The sequence below is a fragment of the Haloarcula sp. Atlit-47R genome (assembly GCF_003665985.1).
Classification (GTDB): Archaea; Halobacteriota; Halobacteria; order Halobacteriales; family Haloarculaceae; genus Haloarcula; species Haloarcula taiwanensis.
The window spans coordinates 18,941-36,067 of the sequence record NZ_QPLQ01000008.1 but is presented as its reverse complement, the minus strand read 5'-3'; the positions used below and the strand labels follow the sequence as shown (position 1 = coordinate 36,067).

Below are 17,127 nucleotides of genomic sequence, written 5' to 3'. Positions count from 1 at the left end.
GCACTAGATTACCGGACGTTCGCTTAGAAGGCTATGACGATTAGGACGGAACAGAAGTAAATCAGGGAACCACTCGCTAAACACTTTCACAGATTAGTAATAATCATCAGGATAATCAATGGCTTGCGATATCCTTCAAATCCAGCAGGACAACAGCCTCAGTTGTAGCCAAAAGCTGGACAAGATACAGAATTTAATCCAAAACATCGGATATTTACCACCTGGAGGCCTCCATCATGTATCCGACATCTTTGAGGACTGCGTCCAGCAGGAACACGCAAAATCCCTGGAAACCGCCTACCTGATCTCAGAAGAGACTAATATACTGGCCAGCTCCGATCTTGGACGGGGACTTGAGGCTATCGGAACCCACGATATCAACGCAGTCAACCAGTTCACCAGACAGAAAATACAGGGCCAAGACCTCAAGAAAGCACACTACCTAGCCCCTCTCATCCCACACCTCTACAGAGGACAGGAAAACGAAATGGCCAGTCAGATGCCGGACTGGTACAACACCTACAGCTACTTTTTCATCCGATCCCTCAAACGGACAATCGAATACTACCTCGAAGACCGGGCTTCTAAGGGCGACTTTGACACAGAGCTACAGGTCGTCCAAACTGAACTCGAAGACATAGCAAAAAACGAAGACCTAGATTCCACCGACGCATACCAGGGCCGTCACAAACACGATCGCCTGCTCAAAATATCTCTACTACTCGACGACCTCGAATGGGACAGCAAGAACACTATTAATTACAACGAGGTCAAGCAGAACCTCTCCCGCTATCCGAACCTCGAACATCTACTCACCCACAACAAGCCAGGCATCCCTACCCTCCGAGACCACAATCAGCACCCACTAACAAACCTGCTCAGGCAAGAACAGGACCCAAATGAGAACCCGAAAACAGTACAGAAACTCACCTACTACAATCACTGTCTCGAACTAATAGCCGCAAACGGCCAAAGCAACGACCCCTTAGGCACTTTAAGAAAGAAAGTCCTAGGAAGACCAGAATACGAGAGCACGATAGCCGAAATAGAAGTCATCAGCGCACTCCGCAGAGAGTTTAGAACCCCCAACGTTGACATCGAGAAACAGGCCCCCAACGGCAAACAACCAGATGTACACATCAACACGTCTTCAAAGACTATCTGGGGTGAAATCACAATACCTCGCCCACAGACCTCCTACCAAGTCGCACGACGATACAGTCTGAGGACGAACCCCCAAGACACCGACTATTGGCCCAAGAAATCCCATCTACAAAAGCAGATTCTCAACAAGGTAGAGAGCCAGATACAACCAGTGAAAGAGGACACTGGCGACCTCACAATGCTCGTGATCAAAAACGAAGACTCCAAAGTCGACAAAGACACATTCCAGAACTATATTTTAGGCCGCCTCGGACTTGCCATCCCCGAAGATCCTGACGCCGAACCAATAGTAATCCGGGGAGAAACCGGCCTCGAATACGACGACATCGACGACTACCTCGATATATTAGTCCTGTTCGACACCCTGAACGATCTCAGCAGTCCACCCTACATTGAGGGCCAAGTGGCCAACCTGACCGACATCGATCCAACCATCATCGACCAGTTGGTTAACGTCTTCAACGCAGATGAACTTACACCCTCATAAGATTTTGAAAGAATCCAGGGTTTGAGACTGAGTGACAATCTACTGCCAGCTTCGAAAAAAATATTCTGCACCCTACATCTCGCACGGCGCTCAGAAAATCGAGTAAAATTGGTAGGACCGCTGGCAGTCCGTCTGCACGCTTACCAAACAGCCGTTTCACACCCTCTGATGAATAAAGAAACCGTATGCACAACGGCTGCTACTCCGGCAGTAGCCAGTCCAAAGCGATACTCGTCCCGTCCTCGGTCCGGGGCACTGTATTCTCCAACAAGTTCTCGTCACTTTTGTCGACGTCGAGAATGCCGGTTTCGACGATGCGAGGACTGTCCTCCCGTTCGCCGGTGAGGGTCAGGCACAGCTGGCCGTCGACCTTCCCACCGACAACCGAGATCGTCGCAACTTCGTCGGGAAACGAGACGGTCGTCCAGCCATCGGGTTTCCGGACCCGCAATTCGGTCATCAGCTCTTCTTCTCTCGGCAAGCAGTATCAGCACTCTGGCTGGTATCCGAGCCATTTTGTGTCTCCCTCGGAGCCGGAGGAGATCATGAGTACCACAGCGCCTTCCTTCGAGGAGTATGACTTCGACCGCGGCGACCACGTCCGAACCGACTGGACCGACGGAGACGGCCCACTCGATGCAGTCGTCGGAACCGTTACAGAAATTTCGCGTTCCGGCGGCAACGTGATCGTCTCTGTCGAGGCTGACGACGACCAGTATCCCGACAACTCGATCTACGGCGGCACACACGATTGCGCTCCCGAGTGGGTCGAGACAATAGAGCAAGCCTAGTCTGACAGCAAGAGAACTCGCCCGTATTTTGTGAGCCCCCGCCGGGTGAGAGGCGGTCCAGAGAAGGCCTATCAGCCATATCCGAACAGGCAGGCGATCCAGACCAGTACCAAGATGGATCTGTCACACCCGTTGTGACCACTGGAATCGCTGTGGTCGCTCTGTTCGTGTTACGATCACTCACTACACTCCTGACAACAGGGGGTCGCTCCCGGTTCCTGCAGCTAGCAAACAGCGGCGTCGACGGCGGCAGGGCACGTACCACCGCGTCCAGCAGCGTTGGTTCAGTGTCGGTTCGTGTCCTATCCGGTGTGTGTCACAGGGTTAGGGCGATGATTCCACCACAACGGGTGTGACGCCACCTGTGGCAGCTTTGTGGTCGCTATTCTCTAGGAGATCGAGGCCGATGTAGCGTTTTTCGAGTAACCCTTCGGCAGTCTTCATATCCATCGCGAGAATGTCGGTTTGGGTCTGGTCCCGGCCGACCTGTCGGGTTTTCTCGACGACGTCGTCGCCGCCGATGTCGACCAGTGTCTCCCAGACGCGCTTGATTGTCTGGCGATGGGGTTCCTTCCCGAGTTCCGCGGTCAGGGCTGTCTGCAGGTCAGCTTTCGTCATGAAGACGCCGCTGCCGTCGGTTCGCTTCGTGGCAAATTCCGGCCAGCGCTTGGCGATGCTGATAGCCCGGTAGGTGTTCTGGCGGTTCGAGCGCTCGACAAACATCGTCTTGACCTTCGATTGGCGGCAGTTCGCGAAGAAATCCAGCGGGGAGCTACTGGGTTCGATTCCTTCGGGGAGCTGCTCGGCGTCTTCCTGCTGGTCGGTGTTGGCTTCGAGTTGCTGGGCTTTGGCGATGGCACTCTTGGCAACCTCGCGGGTGGTCTCCTGCTGAGCTTCGAGGTCGTCGAGGCGCTGGTCGTTCGTGGCGGCGTCACCGACTGCCGTGGTGGCAACCTCGTGGGTCTGTTCGAGGTCGGCCTCTAGTTCGGTGACGCGTTCGTGGAGGTCACCGATAGTCGCGACCAGCGTCTCAAGAACACTCGAAACGAGGGGTGACACGTCGCCGTCGAGGTCGTTGACGAGCGCTTGGAGTTCGTCGGTATCCGTCTCATCCTGTTCGATATCCATGTCGAGGTGGTCGGCGAGGGCTTGGTCGGTGGCTGTGTCGTCGTCGTCGCTGGAGTTTGTTTGTCGTGGCATTGTGACCACAGGACCCGTGCTCGGAATCGAACCGAGCAGTGCTGACCACAGCACGGGCTACCGGTGACGTAGCTGGCGCTCTCTAGACGCGGCGGTTGGCTCGTGGCAACCCCGCTCCGTCTAGTGGATTTGTGTCGTGGCACCGCGCCGGCGACTAGCAGTGCGTGTGTGCTGCCGTCGCCCGGACCGGCGTGGCACTGGGTTCACCGGTCGCGCTCCGCTGGTGGCAGTGGTACAGTCGTGGCCGAGGCCGTGGAGGCTTCGAGTGGCTGGGCGACCGGCTGCGGGTGGCCATGGAGATAGGCCGGGCGGCGCAAGTGGTGCGTACTCATTGTGGGCCTCCGCTGACGGCGAGGAGCACCTGTCTGGCTTCGCGTGTTCGTCTAGTGGTGTGTCCGGTCTGGGCCAGTGCAAGTCGCGCTGCGCAGGCGTCGAGGCGTGCTTGGGTGTGACTGCGCTCGTAGCCCGGCGGATCGAGGACGCTCTGGCAGTACTCGATGACGGCGGCGTTAGTGTCGGCGTTCGTCAGCAGGTGTTTCGCGGCTTGGAGGCGACGCTTGTGGCCGTCCTGTGCGGTATCGTTTTGTGCGCTGGGTCTGTTCGTATTCATTGTCGTTCCACACGACACCGGGTCAGCGGGGCCCTAACCCCGGTGGCTCGACTTTAGGAATCTATCACTCCCCGGTAAGTCGTGCATATCCAGTGATGTATCACCAGAAACACTTAGTGCTTTGCGTCTATTAGTGCGAATAAGCACCAACAAATGATCAAGAACACTACTGAGGGAAAAGAAGTCCCTATCGGCGTAAATAAGAGAATGTCGGCCGATAGTGGATGTATGCCACCGGAAGAGCGCCGTGAGGCTGTTCTTGAATTTATGGCAGATCACGGAATAGCGCTGCCACCGAAGGCAATCTTCCGTGGTATGAAGACTGAGATGGGGATTCACTTCAGCTACCGAACTGTGCAGACGATTCTCTCTGAACTCGAAGAGAAGGGCTTGGTCGCGCGCGTCAATAAGGCCGCGCTCGATGATGGAGATATAGAACCAATACCCAAGGATGAGGCCGGTAGGAGGGCTTATTACATGATTACGATGGACGGCCGTAGAGAAGTCAACGATAGCTAACGACATACTTTTCTCACTTATAGACGAAATCACTAAGTGGCCGGAAGCCGTGACTATTGAGTAGGAACAGACGCGCCGCTGGGCGATTTCGTGCCTTCGAGAACACGAGTTGCCCACCGTGGTCACAACACGGCAGGCGCGTCGGTTCCCACCAAAAGCATGAGTAAGTCTGCCTCGCCGACTAGTAAATCTGTCGGCACGACTGACGCACATCCACAGGAACGTATCGCTCGCGAACTGCTCACGCAAGGCCGCCCGCTCTTCTTGGGCGTCGACGGCGAAGGCGCGGCACACTACTGGGATAGCTATGAGTTCGCTGTGGCCGTCGTCGTCAGCGAAGACCACGCCGAGAAAGTCGCACTTGCCGAGACGCCGTATGAAACACTCGCAGGCTGGTGCGAGTACACGCAGGACGAACGCGGCTGGGCCGTCGGCCCGTACGTCGGCGGCTCCATCGTCGACGATCTCGCTCGGGGGCTGAACGCATGAGCAAGAGCGTTCGCTGTACGGTCGAGAACCGCCAGCGCGTTCGGCGGGCCGCCCGAGCGCTACGAGAGACGGCCCCGACCGCCGTGGTCGGGACGACGCCACCGGTGCGCTCCGAGTACGATGCTTGGACGCTCGACGCCGTACTTCGTGAGGCCGAGGGCGTCCCGCCGGAAGTTCTCCGGGAGCTCGCGCTGGCCGGGCTGACGCTCCAACCGACGCCCGCCCAGAACGAGCACCAGCACGTCGTGGCGACGGCCTAAGCTGGGTAGCTATACCTCTACCTTTTTGCTGAGTTGCGTGCGTACTTTGCATGGGTTGCGGTGGTTTCTGGACTTAGCCGCTGACTGACCGCGACCCCGCGCCGGGCCTGTTAGAGGCAGGTCCCACGACGGCGCGAGTGTGTATTCATAGCTGACGAGCGACTGGTATCTAAACCCCCCTTGGACTTCCGGGGTAGGAGCGTGTTGCTGAGATAAGCGGTTTCTAGCAGTCCTCAGACAGCGTGGTCGGCGAGTTCGTGGATCCAGTCGGGAGGCGTGGGTTACGTTTAAACACCAGATAGTCCTCATACGAATAATGGCTGAAATATTAGTTTTCACGCTCCTCGCCGCTGTTGCCGCTGTTTATCCTGTACTTCCACGGTACAAACAGCTGAGAGTTCGCTATAATCTATGGACCAAAGGGCGTCTGCTGTTTATTGCGAGTTTGATTCTCCTGATTCTCCTCTCCTATGCAGTCTCAGTGTATCTCCAGAGTATTGAACAAAAGTCTATTGAGGTGTCATATTTGATGGGGAGTATCACAATTACTCCGCTACTCGTTGAATACACTCAGCTGGGTGCAGTCGTCGGAATTGTCGCTCTTTTTTCGGTTGTTTTCCTCAAGTCCAATGTCCGTATTCAGAACGAAGAGAATCTGTTAGAGATACTCCGTAATTTGCAAAGCCAAGAAAACTACTCTACACTTACAAACCTCATAGAAGACAAATATCGGCCATTAGTAAATCATCCTCCTGCTCCAGAAAACCCAGAGAATCTGGCAGCGTCGTTCAAACGGGCACATAGAGAAGACTACGAACCGGTTGAAGGATGGAGGAAACTAGCTCGTGAGAAGAAGCGTTTAGTTAATTATTACCTTGGACGGATCGGATATAGATTGAAAGAGACAGCAGAGAGGTCATCGGAGTACACGAATGCTCTCTTGCTTGATTCAGATTTTTCCAAGCAATACCCAAGTGTTGCCACCGAACTAGGATTAAGAATATTGCGTGACGACTCGCTGAACGGGCGTCCGAGGAAAAAAGTTGTACATCGTTATTTAAGGGAATTGCTGAAAGTCGAGAACAGTTTGCTGTACCGCGATCTTGAACAGAACACCAATCAAGACGGGTTGTATCGGTACGATTTGGAGGAGCAAAATCGTCTATTATATGCATTATTCTCTGATTTCAATAGGGCAGTCGAATTAGACGTTTACAAGCCAGTCGGCGATAAAACTAAAGAAATTATTCGAGATCAGCGGAGAGAGGAGATTGATAGGTATAACGATCAGCGCCTAACGAACACAGATATTTCGGACGAGTATATTTTCAGTGATCCAGTTTTTCTCGGCGTTCAATATTTTGACGTGTTGGTGACGGAAGCATTTCATCAGAAGATCGACTGGCATGTGTGGCTCTCATATTATGAGTCGTTCACTCGTGAAATATGTCGGAATTACGAAATAAACGAATATAGTGACCCAGATGCAGAGTGGCCGAATGACTACTCCCGGCTCTTGTATGAGATGATCAGTAACATGCGGGACTGGATTAAGATGATGGATGAATACCTCAAACCGGACGTTGACAGTGACGTCAGTGGACCTCCCTACCACCTAGATGTTGTTCCGGAAGATGTGGATGGAACACCTTCCAATAGCGAATCGCATGTTGATGATGCCGCTGGTGGAGAGGACGATTCCGATGAATCCGATGACGAAGACAAGCAAGAGGAGTACGGTGACCACGTTCGATTAGGGCGAATGAGTACAGGTAGGGGTCAGAGGAATATTCCGGAGATGACAGTGATTATCCTGTTCTCGTGCCATGAGAAAATTCTGTCAACGTCCGAGATTCCGCTACAGTTCAAAGCCTACATTACGAAGATTGTGTTCATGTGTCTGTTAGACCTCCGAGAATACGAGCAAGGGTCACTTCAGTGGGAGTACAGCGAGTTTATGCTGTATTGTCTTGAAGATAACCTAACTGGTAGGGCTTCAAAAGCGTCGTATCGAGAAGTCCTGAAGCAGGTTTATCAGGGCGAGTATGGTGGCCAGTCTGAATACGGTGTTCGACACGAAGTCCACGTCAAAGACACACAGATGACGGGTCTTGTGGATGCTTTAGATGATATCATCTAACTCGTAGAGACACTGTTCGAGGAATATCCACGCCGCCACAACTGGCAAAGTCCGGACCCACTTGAGGTTGGTCACGCAATCAGCGTCCAACACAGGGCGCCAGACACTCTTGGAGCGCTACCAGATAATCTCGAAACGTATCGCAGCTATCCGAACCCGCGAGCAGATATGTCTGAGCGACGCTGGGATATTGCAAAGAACCCATACAGGTGATGGCACTCTACCTCGCCACTCCTTGGCACCGCCTCTACAGTCTCAGTTTCCCATCAATTGAGCTCAACCCAAAATGACCAAGACGGACTATTCCTCTTCCGGGATGAAATCAGTGAGTGTCGTTGGTTCGGGCTCTGCTTCCATTTCGTTTTCAAGTGACTGTGGATCAGGAGCGGGGAAAACCATTTCAGGCTCATCTGCCGTGACCCCATCAAGCACTGATCGCATCTCATCGAACGCGTCGCACGAACCAGTCCCAGTAACGTGACACCACCCACGAGTCCGAGTCATCGCGACAAAGGCCTGATTGCGTCGCCGGACCAGTGATTGCCCACTAGAGACATTGTCAACATGCTCTAACCCAGAAATATAGACCATTGCCGCTTCGTTCCCTTTCGCACGGTTGATCCGAGTAACGGTTACTTCATCGTCGACCGCGAACACGCTCGATTCACCGTCCCACACTCGGTTGAAGACGATATCATCAGCCGTGGCTTCATCGAGACGATCCGTCGGCTCATCCGCATTCTCCTGTGTTTCTCGATCCAAGAGAATGACCATGATCTGCTCTGGGTCAAGCCCGTGAGCCGTAATATCCTGTGAGATACTTTCAGCAATCAGTTCTATTTCCTCGCGTTTCGTCTCAGCAGCGGAGAAGCGGACGAATGGACGAGCCTCTTCGTGTTCGCTCAGCGGATGTGGCGAATTCTCTTCAGGGCGACGAATTCGGATATCTTCGCCTGTGCGGCGGAAGTCACCATCAACGACCTCGTATCCGAGATTTTCCCAGCCGGGCTTTGTTGTGATCGCTTGCACGGCACCCTGCTCTCGTTTCAGCCCCATTCCAAAGTAGTGGGCCGCCATGAGAACCTCTCGCGGTGAGCGGTACGCTTTCCGCATTATCTGGGACTTCTGGATACCACCCTCATATGACCCGCTCAGATCAACAAGCAACTCGCCATCATCGTTAGTCCCGAAGATATTCTCGGATCGAGGTGCCGTGAGTGAGTTCAGGCTCTGGGCCTCATCATACGCCCAGACAAGTCGTTTGGGCTCGCGAAGTGCTTCGCGACACATTTTGAAGAAATTCGGGAGGAAATCCTGTGCCTCGTCAATCAAGACCGCATCGAACATCGTGGGGACTTCTCCCGATTCGATAAGAGAGCCACAGCAGGAATCAAGCAAGTCTGGTGTTTTTTCGAATCGGCCAAACCGAGCACGAGCGTCGCCGACGTTGAGGAATTCGTGTGTTTGCGTGTTCTGTGAAAGAACATAGTACATCCCATCAAGCACTGTGTGGCCACCCCAGCCGTGGAGCAGTCGCAATTTGTTCCAGTTTGGCTCTTCCTCTGCGAAATGCCAGTAGAAGCGAGAAATAAGACTCTGGATCTGGGGATAGAGACTCTTGGTCATAAACGTGACCGCAATATCCCACTCTGGATGTTTTGCGTGCATCCGGGCTGCCTTCATCGCCATCAGAATGGTTTTGCCAGAGCCTGCAATACCCCGGATTCGCTGAGGGCCGGGGGGAATCTGAATCCCGATTTCCTCTTGTTTTTGATCAAGCTTCGGGAGGCGCTGTTCGACTGTATCATAGAGCTCTCCTTTGGTGGTTGGATCTGGTGGTGCAGCAGTTCCCTCGTTGCCGATGACGGTTCCACCACCGAGGACTGACCGAGCAGCACGGAATTCCTCACTGGAGAGTGCCTCCATCTTCGGTGTCTTGTTTAACTGGTCACGAAGTGACTGGGGCGAAAGGTCGTCTGAGGTGAGTACCCGAGGTGTCGACGGGAGTTCATCATACCCGCATTCGGTCCACTCCTCACGCGAGATGTTGGGGAGCGCAATGAACACGTTCACTGGAATCTTACACCGGCCCATCTTGTCAGTGAGTTCGCTTTCCCGAGCGAAATACGACCGAATCTTAAACGCCTGATCCCGGGCTTGTGGATGAGGTTTCGCCTTCGACTGGGTTAGTCCCTGGAGATTCCATACCTGTCCTTGGATTGTATCAATGTGGTCAATCTGGTAGCCTTTACACTCGATAACAATGAGCCCCAGCTCTTGATGCAGAACCACAAAATCAGGTTCTCGATCATAGTCCTCACCGCTCTTGTCGATGACTGGATACTTGTAGTAGGCTATACCCAGATCGTCCGCTCCGAACGCGCTTTTGATTGCATCCCAGACCGGCAACTCAGCCTCACTACCTCTCTGCCCTGTATCGACTTCGGTCGGTATGAAATCCACAGTAATACGTCTATATATACACGGTAAAAAGTTGCCATGAAACGTATAAAAAATGCTATTTCATTACCGTACGAATTTCAGTAAGACTAGATATGACTACAGTGAGTACAGGAGAGCACTGGTAGTGTGGTGAGTTACGCTTGATTACCTCCAAGCGACTAACAGGCTGTGAAATGCTTCACAAACTCAGTATCCTTCTTGACTGGTGAATTGATCCGAGAATCAGCGGTTAGATCTGGTTGAGTTCAAATCAATGCAAGTGGATCTCTTGCCGGAGCCGGTTTATATCGTGGGCCAGTCGCTACTCTACTGGATTTCAGCAAATTCCGTCGATAAAAGGTGTGGTGTGGGAAAATAGGCGCTACTCCGCGATCGTTCTCTTATCTTAGCACCTATCCGAATTCAATCTCCGGGTCTGGCTCATCCAAGACTTCTGCTGCTACATCCTCTGTAACAGCCAAGTTGTACCCCTTTTTTGCGAGGGTTTCGGCTGCATATGCAAGTCCGCTCAGATCAATCTGCCACATTTCATCTTCGGAATCCCATTGTCTGTGAGTCTCACTCCAGTCCAAATCTTTGAGTGCGCCTTTAGCTCTGTATGGGCAGGTGACATAGACTTTATTACCGTACTCGGTACTGTGGGGTTCGCAAAAACATATGATTGAGTCGATCTGTGGAACTCGTGAGACGATATCTATCTTCCTCATCGCCATCTATAGCTGCCCTACGTGTGGCATCTTTTGATTATTGTAGAGATGCGATTGGAGGGGCTCACTGTTTGTAGATCGCGATTGTTCGTTCCGCTCAGGCTCTTCAAAGATTCCGTTGAGACCGGTCTCCGCACAAAACGTTCCAATTGCCTCTTTTCTCCTATCATCAAAATCCTGGCTTAGTTTCGATAGGAGCCACTGTACCGCGTGCAACGTGCGCTCAGAATACTCACTCATATTGATCTCAACATGACGAGCTTCCCCCAATACTGTTCTTTCTATCTTTGTTGCTTCTCTTTTTATTAGCTCATCATCCCGCTTCGTTTCAAGCCTGAAATCATCGTTTGTAGTCGTGCGATTATTTGTTTCAAGAACCATATATTTCTCTAAAGTATACAGCTGTTCGGTAAGTATACCCAGTTGGATTATTGTCTGACTGAACTGCTCACCTTCGGTTATGTAATTAAGAACTTTAGAGAATTGGGGCTTCGCTTCCAACGTGTTCTTTTGATAGCTGAATGAGACGGGATCGACTTGCTCACTCATTTTTATACTTGCTATTTATAGAACTGTAGTTACAATAAATGTTTGCCATGTTCCGAGATAATATCTAATATGATAATCTTGGCGCGGCCATTATTAACACTACACTCACTATTTCTAAGTGATAAATTTATAGATCGCAGCTACCAGTTTTTCTAACTGAAATAAGATGGAAACGTTAAAATAAGACATAGCGGACACTACTCGTAATAAATCCGGATCTACAATCTAGATCTTATAATTGATAGCAGACGTAAGAAGTAGAGCAAAATATTTTTCGTATAAAATGATAATACGACATATACATGAAAACCACTCAAGATAATGCAGTGTTAATGTAGCATCCTTGTTATAATGACACTATCCAATCTTCCAATCGGGATTGACCTCGGCACTACCAACAGTGTCGTCGCAACCGTCTCCGACGGCGGATTTGAGGTTGTCCCAAATGCGCGTGGAGACAAGAAAACGCCCTCAGTCGTCAGCTACGATCAAGACTCCCAGAGTGTGTTTGCCGGCAGGCAGGCCGATAATCGAGCCATTCACCATCCTGAGAAGACGGTCAAATCAGTCAAGCGCCACATGGGGACAGACGAAACGTTCTCACTTGGACCAGATCAATATCATCCCGAAGAAATCAGTGGCCTCATCCTCAAGAAACTCATTGAAGACGCCGGAAATGAACTGAATCGACCCCTCTCTAACGCCGTCATTACCGTCCCAGCATATTTTTCAGATGCACAGCGCCGCGCTACCAAACGAGCCGGGGAAATTGCTGGGATCGATGTCGACCGCGTGCTTCCAGAGCCGACAGCCGCCTGTCTCGCCTATGGACTCCAATCTACAGCCGGAAAGCGGGTCCTCGTTTACGACCTTGGCGGTGGCACCTTCGACTGCTCGGCCGTGAAGATCGATGACGGTGTCATTGAAACTTTAGGCGTCGACGGAGCGACTGATCTTGGGGGCGACGACTACGATAGTCTCATAGTTAATTGGGTTGCTGATACCATTGCAGACGAATACGGGAGTCCTCCTGCTCTTAATAATCCGAAGGTTAATCAGCGACTATTCGGAGCAGCGAAAGAAGTCAAACACGAGTTATCGAGCCGAACATCGGCAATTCATCAACTCCCCTTCCTTGAACTTCAGAATGGGGACACCATTGATTATGAGTTGAACATAACCCGGGGAGAATTTGCTGAGATCACTGCCGGCCCAACTCAAGAAACAATCGACATCATGAACGGATTCCTCAACGACCTTGGACTCACCCCCAGTCAATTCGACGACGTCCTCTTGGTTGGCGGAGCTACTCGGATACCCGCCATCAGGTCTGCCGTCGAGCAGTTCTTCGGGCAGGAGCCTCGGACAGACCTCAACCCAGACCAGATCGTTGCGTTAGGGGCCGCTACACAGGCAGCCATCTTGAATGACATCGAAGTTCCAGCAGTTTCTACCACAAATATTGTTCCATCTACCGAAGTATCCCAAGGGGAAGCCGCTATCAACGAGGGTTCAAACCCAATCCTTATTGATGCACTGCCCCGGACACTTGGCGTTGAGCTTCAGGAGCCAAAAACGAACGATACCTACTTCCAACCGCTCATACAAAGCGGGGAGTCAATCCCAGCACGTGCTGAAATCAACGTCACCCCTGTTCGAGCACACCAAACTAAAACGAGGTTCACAATCTACCAGGGGGACGAAGGGACACTCGAAGGAAACGACGAAATCGGCGAACTCGTTCTTGGCCCGTACCCGCCGAAAGAATTAGACGAGTACAGCCAGCGTGCCACTATGGAGATCGATTCTGACGGAATTATCACTTTCACTGCCGTTTCACTTGATGCAGATGTATCGGACACGACCGAAATCGAAACTCGATTTAATAGAGAAGAAGAGACGCTCGGGGGCACGAATCCTGACCTTCCCGCTCTTCACCGATAGCTATCGATGGACAGTAATACAGCGCGTAACGTACTTGACCTCCCGCAGAATAGGTATCTCGATGACGACGATATCCAAAAGGCATTCAGGGAGAAATCAAAAGAATACCACCCGGATACGTCAGATCTGCCAAACGCTCGCAAGAAGTTTCTGGAAGTGAAAAAAGCACGCAAGGTTCTTCTCGCCGCTGAAACATCCAAATCATCACAATCCAACTCATCCACAACTCAGGGTGGCAATACCCAGTCAACCAGCCCCACCGGTAACGCTACGGACGCTCACAACTCGTCACCAAACTCTCGATCGGAGTCAAGGACGGAGAGTAAATCGCAAGCCACCCAGTCAAGCTGGCAAAACGAAACCCACGGCCAGACACGTAATCGGGAAGTCAGTAACGACTGGCGTACTAACAGAGCAGGTAGCTCAACGGGTAACCAAGAGTCTGCGAGTGACAAAGAACAGCATCAACGAAAGCAAACCAGCTCTGAGACGAAAGCGGAAACAGAATCTGGTGAGAAGACTGTTGACGACAGGACAAAGATACATCAACAGGCTTGGGAAGAGTTCACAAGCTGGGAGCCATTTTATGGCTTCAGGGGAGGGGGCTACCTTGGCGTCAAAGCGTTTCCAAAACGACCTCCTAGTCGGTCAAGGATTTTCCATCTCTTTGCAGTTATAGTTGGCTGTATCGCTACTGCGTTTCTCAGTAGGGGGCAGTACAACGCGCTGAGTGATTCAACTGCTGCATCAAGAGTCATTGAACCGGACATATCGCTACGTTTGTCGTTCACTATCCCATCGGTACTAGCTATCACAGGAACGTTTCGGAAAATAAAAGTCCTCTGGCGATTTCTCCGTCTCCCCCGAGTCTTTTTATCTATTCTAGGAGGAGTCGCAGCACCGATTACTGTCCAAAGTGTAGTGACAGACCTTTCAGTACCAACAGCCACTCTAGTTGCAGCCGCTGGGTCAGGGGGGCTGATGAGTGTTCTTGCAGTGAGTCGATATCCAAATAAGGACCAAGATATCCCAACTGTTGACGAATGGCTGAATATCTCACCGACCCTGACGTGGCTCCCCGGCGGTGTCTTCTTTCTACTAGCACTGCACACGCCGGTTTACATGGCTTCCCAGTCCTTCCATCTACTATACTATGGATCATTCAAATTCTATTTCGTCTTGATTGGTCCATCTCTCGCTCTGGCCTACACATACACAAGACTCATAGGGGGCAGAGAGGTCCCAACAGGAACTACGTTAGTCTCGATGATGGTTATCGGTCTAGTCGTTCACTTCCCATGGTTCGAGCCTATCATGCCTGGCTATCTACTGTCTGAGGGAGGTTACTATGCCGTCTCAAACGGGATCAGACCCCGTGGTATCCTACTAACTATCTTAGCACTGAGCTGGCACTTCCTCTTCGCAGCAATTGTCGAAGTACTATTCATGGGATGGGATGTCGGCTGGCACAAAATCCCATCTAAACAACAGATTCCATATACTGTCTGGAGCGCACTTACTGGCGCTGGAGTCGGTGTCATCATCTGGGCTATGTGGCCCACATATCAAGCGCCAGTGGCATATCCATTCGCTCACCAGTATCTCATCGGTGGGGTAGCGATATTCGCATATGTATACGGTATTATAATCGACCCCATCACCGATTAACCTGCTGCGTTGAATAGCGATCTAATCGGTGGTTATCACGGGTTAGAAGGACGAAGCCGAGGAAATCTGCTGTGTTGAATAGCGGGATCTTCGTGTTCGGTCGCAATTTGATTCGTCTTGTGAGCTGCTGACAGTGGTGGATTCAAGACCAGCATAGCTTCACCACGGTTCAGAGACCGCTATCAACACGGCGCTTAACAGGATGTCTGAACTAATTCAGGGTATGTACCAGCCTATGTTGCCGCTATATCTAAAACCGAGGCATATATTTTGATACTGATTTCATAGTAGTTCCGCGCATCTCCGGGGGTTCCAACCGGCCTGTTGCAGCCACTATTGATACTGGTCGGTGTCCGCGCTGTCACCCTTTAGGGATCGCAAGAGTGAGTAAAAACACTCCACCAACAGTCAAAATATACGATTTTAACCGTTGCCCATCGTATAGTGTGTGGTCCTCACCGGATCCGGGATAGATCAACCAAGAGGACGCAAGAATCACTAGACACCCCACAGTATATACTCCAAGGTCAAGGGTTGAGATATTTCGAAACTCCAGAATAACGCCGGTGATGAATGTGCCTACTGCGAGTATCGCGACGTCTTTAGCTACAGATTTGACATTAGGTTTCGACATAAATGAATCACTGCATGAAATGTTACATTTTAATATCAAATACAGACTCTTGTATATATCGACTCAGTGTTCATAGAGCTCAGAGCGGGCCAGACGGCCTCGGCTTTGGCACGTACACACGCAACCATCCTGCATATCTGAAAGAGCGCGTTGAGGCGCATCAGTCTCCAGCAGCCAGCGTCGTGGGCAACGTTAGGCGAGCCCGCCACATCGCTCGCGAGTACCACGGCTGGGATCTACCAGACGAAAGTGAGCTCCGTCACCAAGCGATGGAGGGCGATGCGTGATGTCCAGTGACTCGTCTCAGTATATGACCTGCAGAACCGACGAGTGCGACGCGCCGATCTTCGACGCCGAGCGCATCGCGTGTGTCGACGGAGCGTACGGGCCCTGCATGGCTGTCGGGCGTCACGCCGGCGTCTGTTCCAGCGGTCATCTCTCTGTCTGGGACGTCGCTGAGGCCTGAGTCCCCGTCGGCCGCGTACTCGCCCGTATTTTGTGTCCCCCGAGAGGGTGAGGGGTTTCCCGAACATGAGCACCGAACAGCAGTCCGTCGACGAACAGTCTCCAAGCACCGAAGCCGACGACCGACCAGACATTCGTGCCCAACACCGACAGGCACAGACGAGTGGCGAGGTGTTTCAGGGGCGTCCACGGGGTGAGAGGTAGATGTGCTGCCCCGACTGCCGGTAGGCCCCACAAGAGAGACTCAACCTCGACAGTTGAGAAACGGTTAACGAGGAGCATGCAAAAGTCGGGCTTGTGACTGACGATCTCGCGTATCCCTCTGTCGAGCTCATCCTTGAGCTCCACGACCAGGTCGTGACAGAAGGTGACATCACGGAACCGGGGGTCCGGTCAGAGGACGCGATTGCATCCGCACTACAGTACGTTTCGGAGGGATTCTTCGGGGAGGTGCCTGAGACGATCCATCAAAAGGCGGTCCATCTGATGCGACTACTCGTTTCGGAGCATCCGTTCGTCGACGGAAACAAGCGAACGGCACTCCGAACAGTGGTCGTTTTCTATATGCTGAACGGATACACGTTTGAGTACGGTGATGAAATTCGAGCGCTCTTACACCGGTTTGCGACCGGCGAAACCACAGTCGACGTAGACACTGCAGTCATCTACTTCCGGGCATGTGCTCGCCGCAACTGATAAACCGATACACTGGATAATGATAGATAGAGAAATGGCGTCTAGCACCGATTCCTCGACGGCGATTGACGAGGAAGTCCGCCAGTTGTACGAGCGATATCAGGCGGCCGAAAGCGACGCCGAACGCCGCGAGATTGCGCTTGAAATGGGGAAGCTCGATGGACGTCGCCACGCAGATATCTACGCAGCGCTCGAAAACGAGTGAGAAGCCCCACGTTCTGCGTTTTCGTGTCCAGCGTCGTTCGCGACTAGTGGCTGCTCGGTCGCCTTTTGTGAACGCCTTTGCCCTCTCGTAGAAGGATCAACCCATCTTGAACTCTCCACGCCGCTAGCGGTTGCTT

The 17,127-nt window shown here is 52.1% G+C and carries 19 protein-coding genes; 12 read left to right on the top strand and 7 right to left on the bottom strand.

What is annotated here, in order from left to right; all coding sequences use genetic code 11:
* Positions 1 to 118: 118 nt before the first annotated feature.
* Positions 119 to 1,651: a hypothetical protein gene (locus DVK00_RS19395; RefSeq protein ID WP_058992302.1), complete on the top strand. Its 1,533-nt coding sequence runs from the start codon at positions 119 to 121 to the stop codon at positions 1,649 to 1,651.
* Positions 1,652 to 1,850: 199 nt separating this feature from the next.
* Here DVK00_RS19395 and DVK00_RS19390 read toward each other — a convergent pair whose 3' ends face one another.
* Positions 1,851 to 2,111 (bottom strand): hypothetical protein, encoded by a 261-nt coding sequence (locus DVK00_RS19390; protein WP_058992160.1) that lies wholly within the window; start codon positions 2,109 to 2,111, stop codon positions 1,851 to 1,853.
* A gap of 85 nt (positions 2,112 to 2,196) precedes the next feature.
* Between DVK00_RS19390 and DVK00_RS19385 the strand changes: the two genes are divergently transcribed.
* On the top strand, positions 2,197 to 2,442 hold the full coding sequence (locus DVK00_RS19385; RefSeq protein WP_058992299.1) for a hypothetical protein: 246 nt from the start codon (positions 2,197 to 2,199) through the stop codon (positions 2,440 to 2,442).
* A 324-nt stretch (positions 2,443 to 2,766) separates the two neighbouring features.
* Here DVK00_RS19385 and DVK00_RS19380 read toward each other — a convergent pair whose 3' ends face one another.
* From DVK00_RS19380 to DVK00_RS19375, 3 genes are all read right to left on the bottom strand, one after another.
* On the bottom strand, positions 2,767 to 3,642 hold the full coding sequence (locus tag DVK00_RS19380; RefSeq protein ID WP_121578358.1) for a hypothetical protein: 876 nt from the start codon (positions 3,640 to 3,642) through the stop codon (positions 2,767 to 2,769).
* Positions 3,643 to 3,845: 203 nt separating this feature from the next.
* Complete coding sequence (locus DVK00_RS22345) at positions 3,846 to 3,974, bottom strand: hypothetical protein (RefSeq protein WP_255410837.1); 129 nt, start codon at positions 3,972 to 3,974, stop codon at positions 3,846 to 3,848.
* Complete coding sequence (locus DVK00_RS19375; protein WP_121578357.1) at positions 3,971 to 4,252, bottom strand: hypothetical protein; 282 nt, start codon at positions 4,250 to 4,252, stop codon at positions 3,971 to 3,973. The genes DVK00_RS22345 and DVK00_RS19375 overlap by 4 nt, the downstream gene beginning before the upstream one ends.
* 228 nt (positions 4,253 to 4,480) lie before the next feature.
* On the opposite strand from DVK00_RS19375, the gene DVK00_RS19370 reads away from it, so the two are divergent.
* The 4 genes from DVK00_RS19370 to DVK00_RS19355 all read left to right on the top strand — a co-directional run bounded on the left by DVK00_RS19370 (position 4,481) and on the right by DVK00_RS19355 (position 7,660).
* Positions 4,481 to 4,771 (top strand): hypothetical protein, encoded by a 291-nt coding sequence (locus tag DVK00_RS19370; RefSeq protein ID WP_147435932.1) that lies wholly within the window; start codon positions 4,481 to 4,483, stop codon positions 4,769 to 4,771.
* A gap of 159 nt (positions 4,772 to 4,930) precedes the next feature.
* Complete coding sequence (locus tag DVK00_RS19365; RefSeq protein ID WP_014030754.1) at positions 4,931 to 5,260, top strand: hypothetical protein; 330 nt, start codon at positions 4,931 to 4,933, stop codon at positions 5,258 to 5,260.
* On the top strand, positions 5,257 to 5,520 hold the full coding sequence (locus DVK00_RS19360; protein WP_014030753.1) for a hypothetical protein: 264 nt from the start codon (positions 5,257 to 5,259) through the stop codon (positions 5,518 to 5,520). The genes DVK00_RS19365 and DVK00_RS19360 overlap by 4 nt, the downstream gene beginning before the upstream one ends.
* Before the next feature lie 316 nt (positions 5,521 to 5,836).
* Entirely contained in the window at positions 5,837 to 7,660 is a 1,824-nt protein-coding gene (locus DVK00_RS19355) for a hypothetical protein (protein ID WP_121578355.1), read from the top strand.
* A gap of 300 nt (positions 7,661 to 7,960) precedes the next feature.
* Here the strand turns inward: DVK00_RS19355 and DVK00_RS19350 are convergent, their stop codons facing one another.
* From DVK00_RS19350 to DVK00_RS19340, 3 genes are all read right to left on the bottom strand, one after another.
* On the bottom strand, positions 7,961 to 10,123 hold the full coding sequence (locus DVK00_RS19350) for a nuclease-related domain-containing DEAD/DEAH box helicase (protein WP_121578354.1): 2,163 nt from the start codon (positions 10,121 to 10,123) through the stop codon (positions 7,961 to 7,963).
* A 392-nt stretch (positions 10,124 to 10,515) separates the two neighbouring features.
* The gene (locus DVK00_RS19345; protein ID WP_023842955.1) at positions 10,516 to 10,836 is read right to left on the bottom strand and encodes a hypothetical protein; all 321 of its coding nucleotides are present in this window, start codon (positions 10,834 to 10,836) and stop codon (positions 10,516 to 10,518) included.
* Entirely contained in the window at positions 10,837 to 11,379 is a 543-nt protein-coding gene (locus DVK00_RS19340; RefSeq protein WP_121578353.1) for a hypothetical protein, read from the bottom strand.
* Positions 11,380 to 11,730: 351 nt separating this feature from the next.
* Between DVK00_RS19340 and DVK00_RS19335 the strand changes: the two genes are divergently transcribed.
* The 6 genes from DVK00_RS19335 (at position 11,731) to DVK00_RS21255 (ending at position 16,991) form a co-directional block, all read left to right on the top strand.
* Positions 11,731 to 13,323 carry an Hsp70 family protein gene (locus DVK00_RS19335; protein WP_014030747.1) on the top strand — a complete coding sequence of 531 codons (1,593 nt, stop codon included), beginning with the start codon at positions 11,731 to 11,733 and terminating at the stop codon, positions 13,321 to 13,323.
* A gap of 6 nt (positions 13,324 to 13,329) precedes the next feature.
* Positions 13,330 to 14,991 carry a DnaJ domain-containing protein gene (locus tag DVK00_RS19330; protein WP_121578352.1) on the top strand — a complete coding sequence of 554 codons (1,662 nt, stop codon included), beginning with the start codon at positions 13,330 to 13,332 and terminating at the stop codon, positions 14,989 to 14,991.
* A 944-nt stretch (positions 14,992 to 15,935) separates the two neighbouring features.
* On the top strand, positions 15,936 to 16,091 hold the full coding sequence (locus DVK00_RS21880) for a hypothetical protein (protein WP_170097440.1): 156 nt from the start codon (positions 15,936 to 15,938) through the stop codon (positions 16,089 to 16,091).
* Between the two features lie 65 nt (positions 16,092 to 16,156).
* Entirely contained in the window at positions 16,157 to 16,294 is a 138-nt protein-coding gene (locus DVK00_RS21875; RefSeq protein WP_004966779.1) for a hypothetical protein, read from the top strand.
* A gap of 93 nt (positions 16,295 to 16,387) precedes the next feature.
* Positions 16,388 to 16,786 carry a type II toxin-antitoxin system death-on-curing family toxin gene (locus DVK00_RS19315; protein ID WP_004592294.1) on the top strand — a complete coding sequence of 133 codons (399 nt, stop codon included), beginning with the start codon at positions 16,388 to 16,390 and terminating at the stop codon, positions 16,784 to 16,786.
* A gap of 19 nt (positions 16,787 to 16,805) precedes the next feature.
* The gene (locus DVK00_RS21255) at positions 16,806 to 16,991 is read left to right on the top strand and encodes a hypothetical protein (protein WP_137440597.1); all 186 of its coding nucleotides are present in this window, start codon (positions 16,806 to 16,808) and stop codon (positions 16,989 to 16,991) included.
* The last annotated feature ends 136 nt before the right edge of the window (positions 16,992 to 17,127 follow it).

Coding starts and splice junctions, on each gene's coding strand:
- DVK00_RS19380 (WP_121578358.1), bottom strand. CDS start 3,642: ATGCCACGACAAACAAACTCCAGCGACGACGACGACACAGCCACCGAC.
- DVK00_RS19365 (WP_014030754.1), top strand. CDS start 4,931: ATGAGTAAGTCTGCCTCGCCGACTAGTAAATCTGTCGGCACGACTGAC.
- DVK00_RS19330 (WP_121578352.1), top strand. CDS start 13,330: ATGGACAGTAATACAGCGCGTAACGTACTTGACCTCCCGCAGAATAGG.
- DVK00_RS19385 (WP_058992299.1), top strand. CDS start 2,197: ATGAGTACCACAGCGCCTTCCTTCGAGGAGTATGACTTCGACCGCGGC.
- DVK00_RS21875 (WP_004966779.1), top strand. CDS start 16,157: ATGAGCACCGAACAGCAGTCCGTCGACGAACAGTCTCCAAGCACCGAA.
- DVK00_RS22345 (WP_255410837.1), bottom strand. CDS start 3,974: ATGAGTACGCACCACTTGCGCCGCCCGGCCTATCTCCATGGCCACCCG.
- DVK00_RS21880 (WP_170097440.1), top strand. CDS start 15,936: ATGACCTGCAGAACCGACGAGTGCGACGCGCCGATCTTCGACGCCGAG.
- DVK00_RS19375 (WP_121578357.1), bottom strand. CDS start 4,252: ATGAATACGAACAGACCCAGCGCACAAAACGATACCGCACAGGACGGC.
- DVK00_RS21255 (WP_137440597.1), top strand. CDS start 16,806: ATGATAGATAGAGAAATGGCGTCTAGCACCGATTCCTCGACGGCGATT.
- DVK00_RS19360 (WP_014030753.1), top strand. CDS start 5,257: ATGAGCAAGAGCGTTCGCTGTACGGTCGAGAACCGCCAGCGCGTTCGG.
- DVK00_RS19355 (WP_121578355.1), top strand. CDS start 5,837: ATGGCTGAAATATTAGTTTTCACGCTCCTCGCCGCTGTTGCCGCTGTT.
- DVK00_RS19340 (WP_121578353.1), bottom strand. CDS start 11,379: ATGAGTGAGCAAGTCGATCCCGTCTCATTCAGCTATCAAAAGAACACG.
- DVK00_RS19335 (WP_014030747.1), top strand. CDS start 11,731: ATGACACTATCCAATCTTCCAATCGGGATTGACCTCGGCACTACCAAC.
- DVK00_RS19390 (WP_058992160.1), bottom strand. CDS start 2,111: ATGACCGAATTGCGGGTCCGGAAACCCGATGGCTGGACGACCGTCTCG.
- DVK00_RS19395 (WP_058992302.1), top strand. CDS start 119: ATGGCTTGCGATATCCTTCAAATCCAGCAGGACAACAGCCTCAGTTGT.
- DVK00_RS19370 (WP_147435932.1), top strand. CDS start 4,481: ATGCCACCGGAAGAGCGCCGTGAGGCTGTTCTTGAATTTATGGCAGAT.
- DVK00_RS19345 (WP_023842955.1), bottom strand. CDS start 10,836: ATGGCGATGAGGAAGATAGATATCGTCTCACGAGTTCCACAGATCGAC.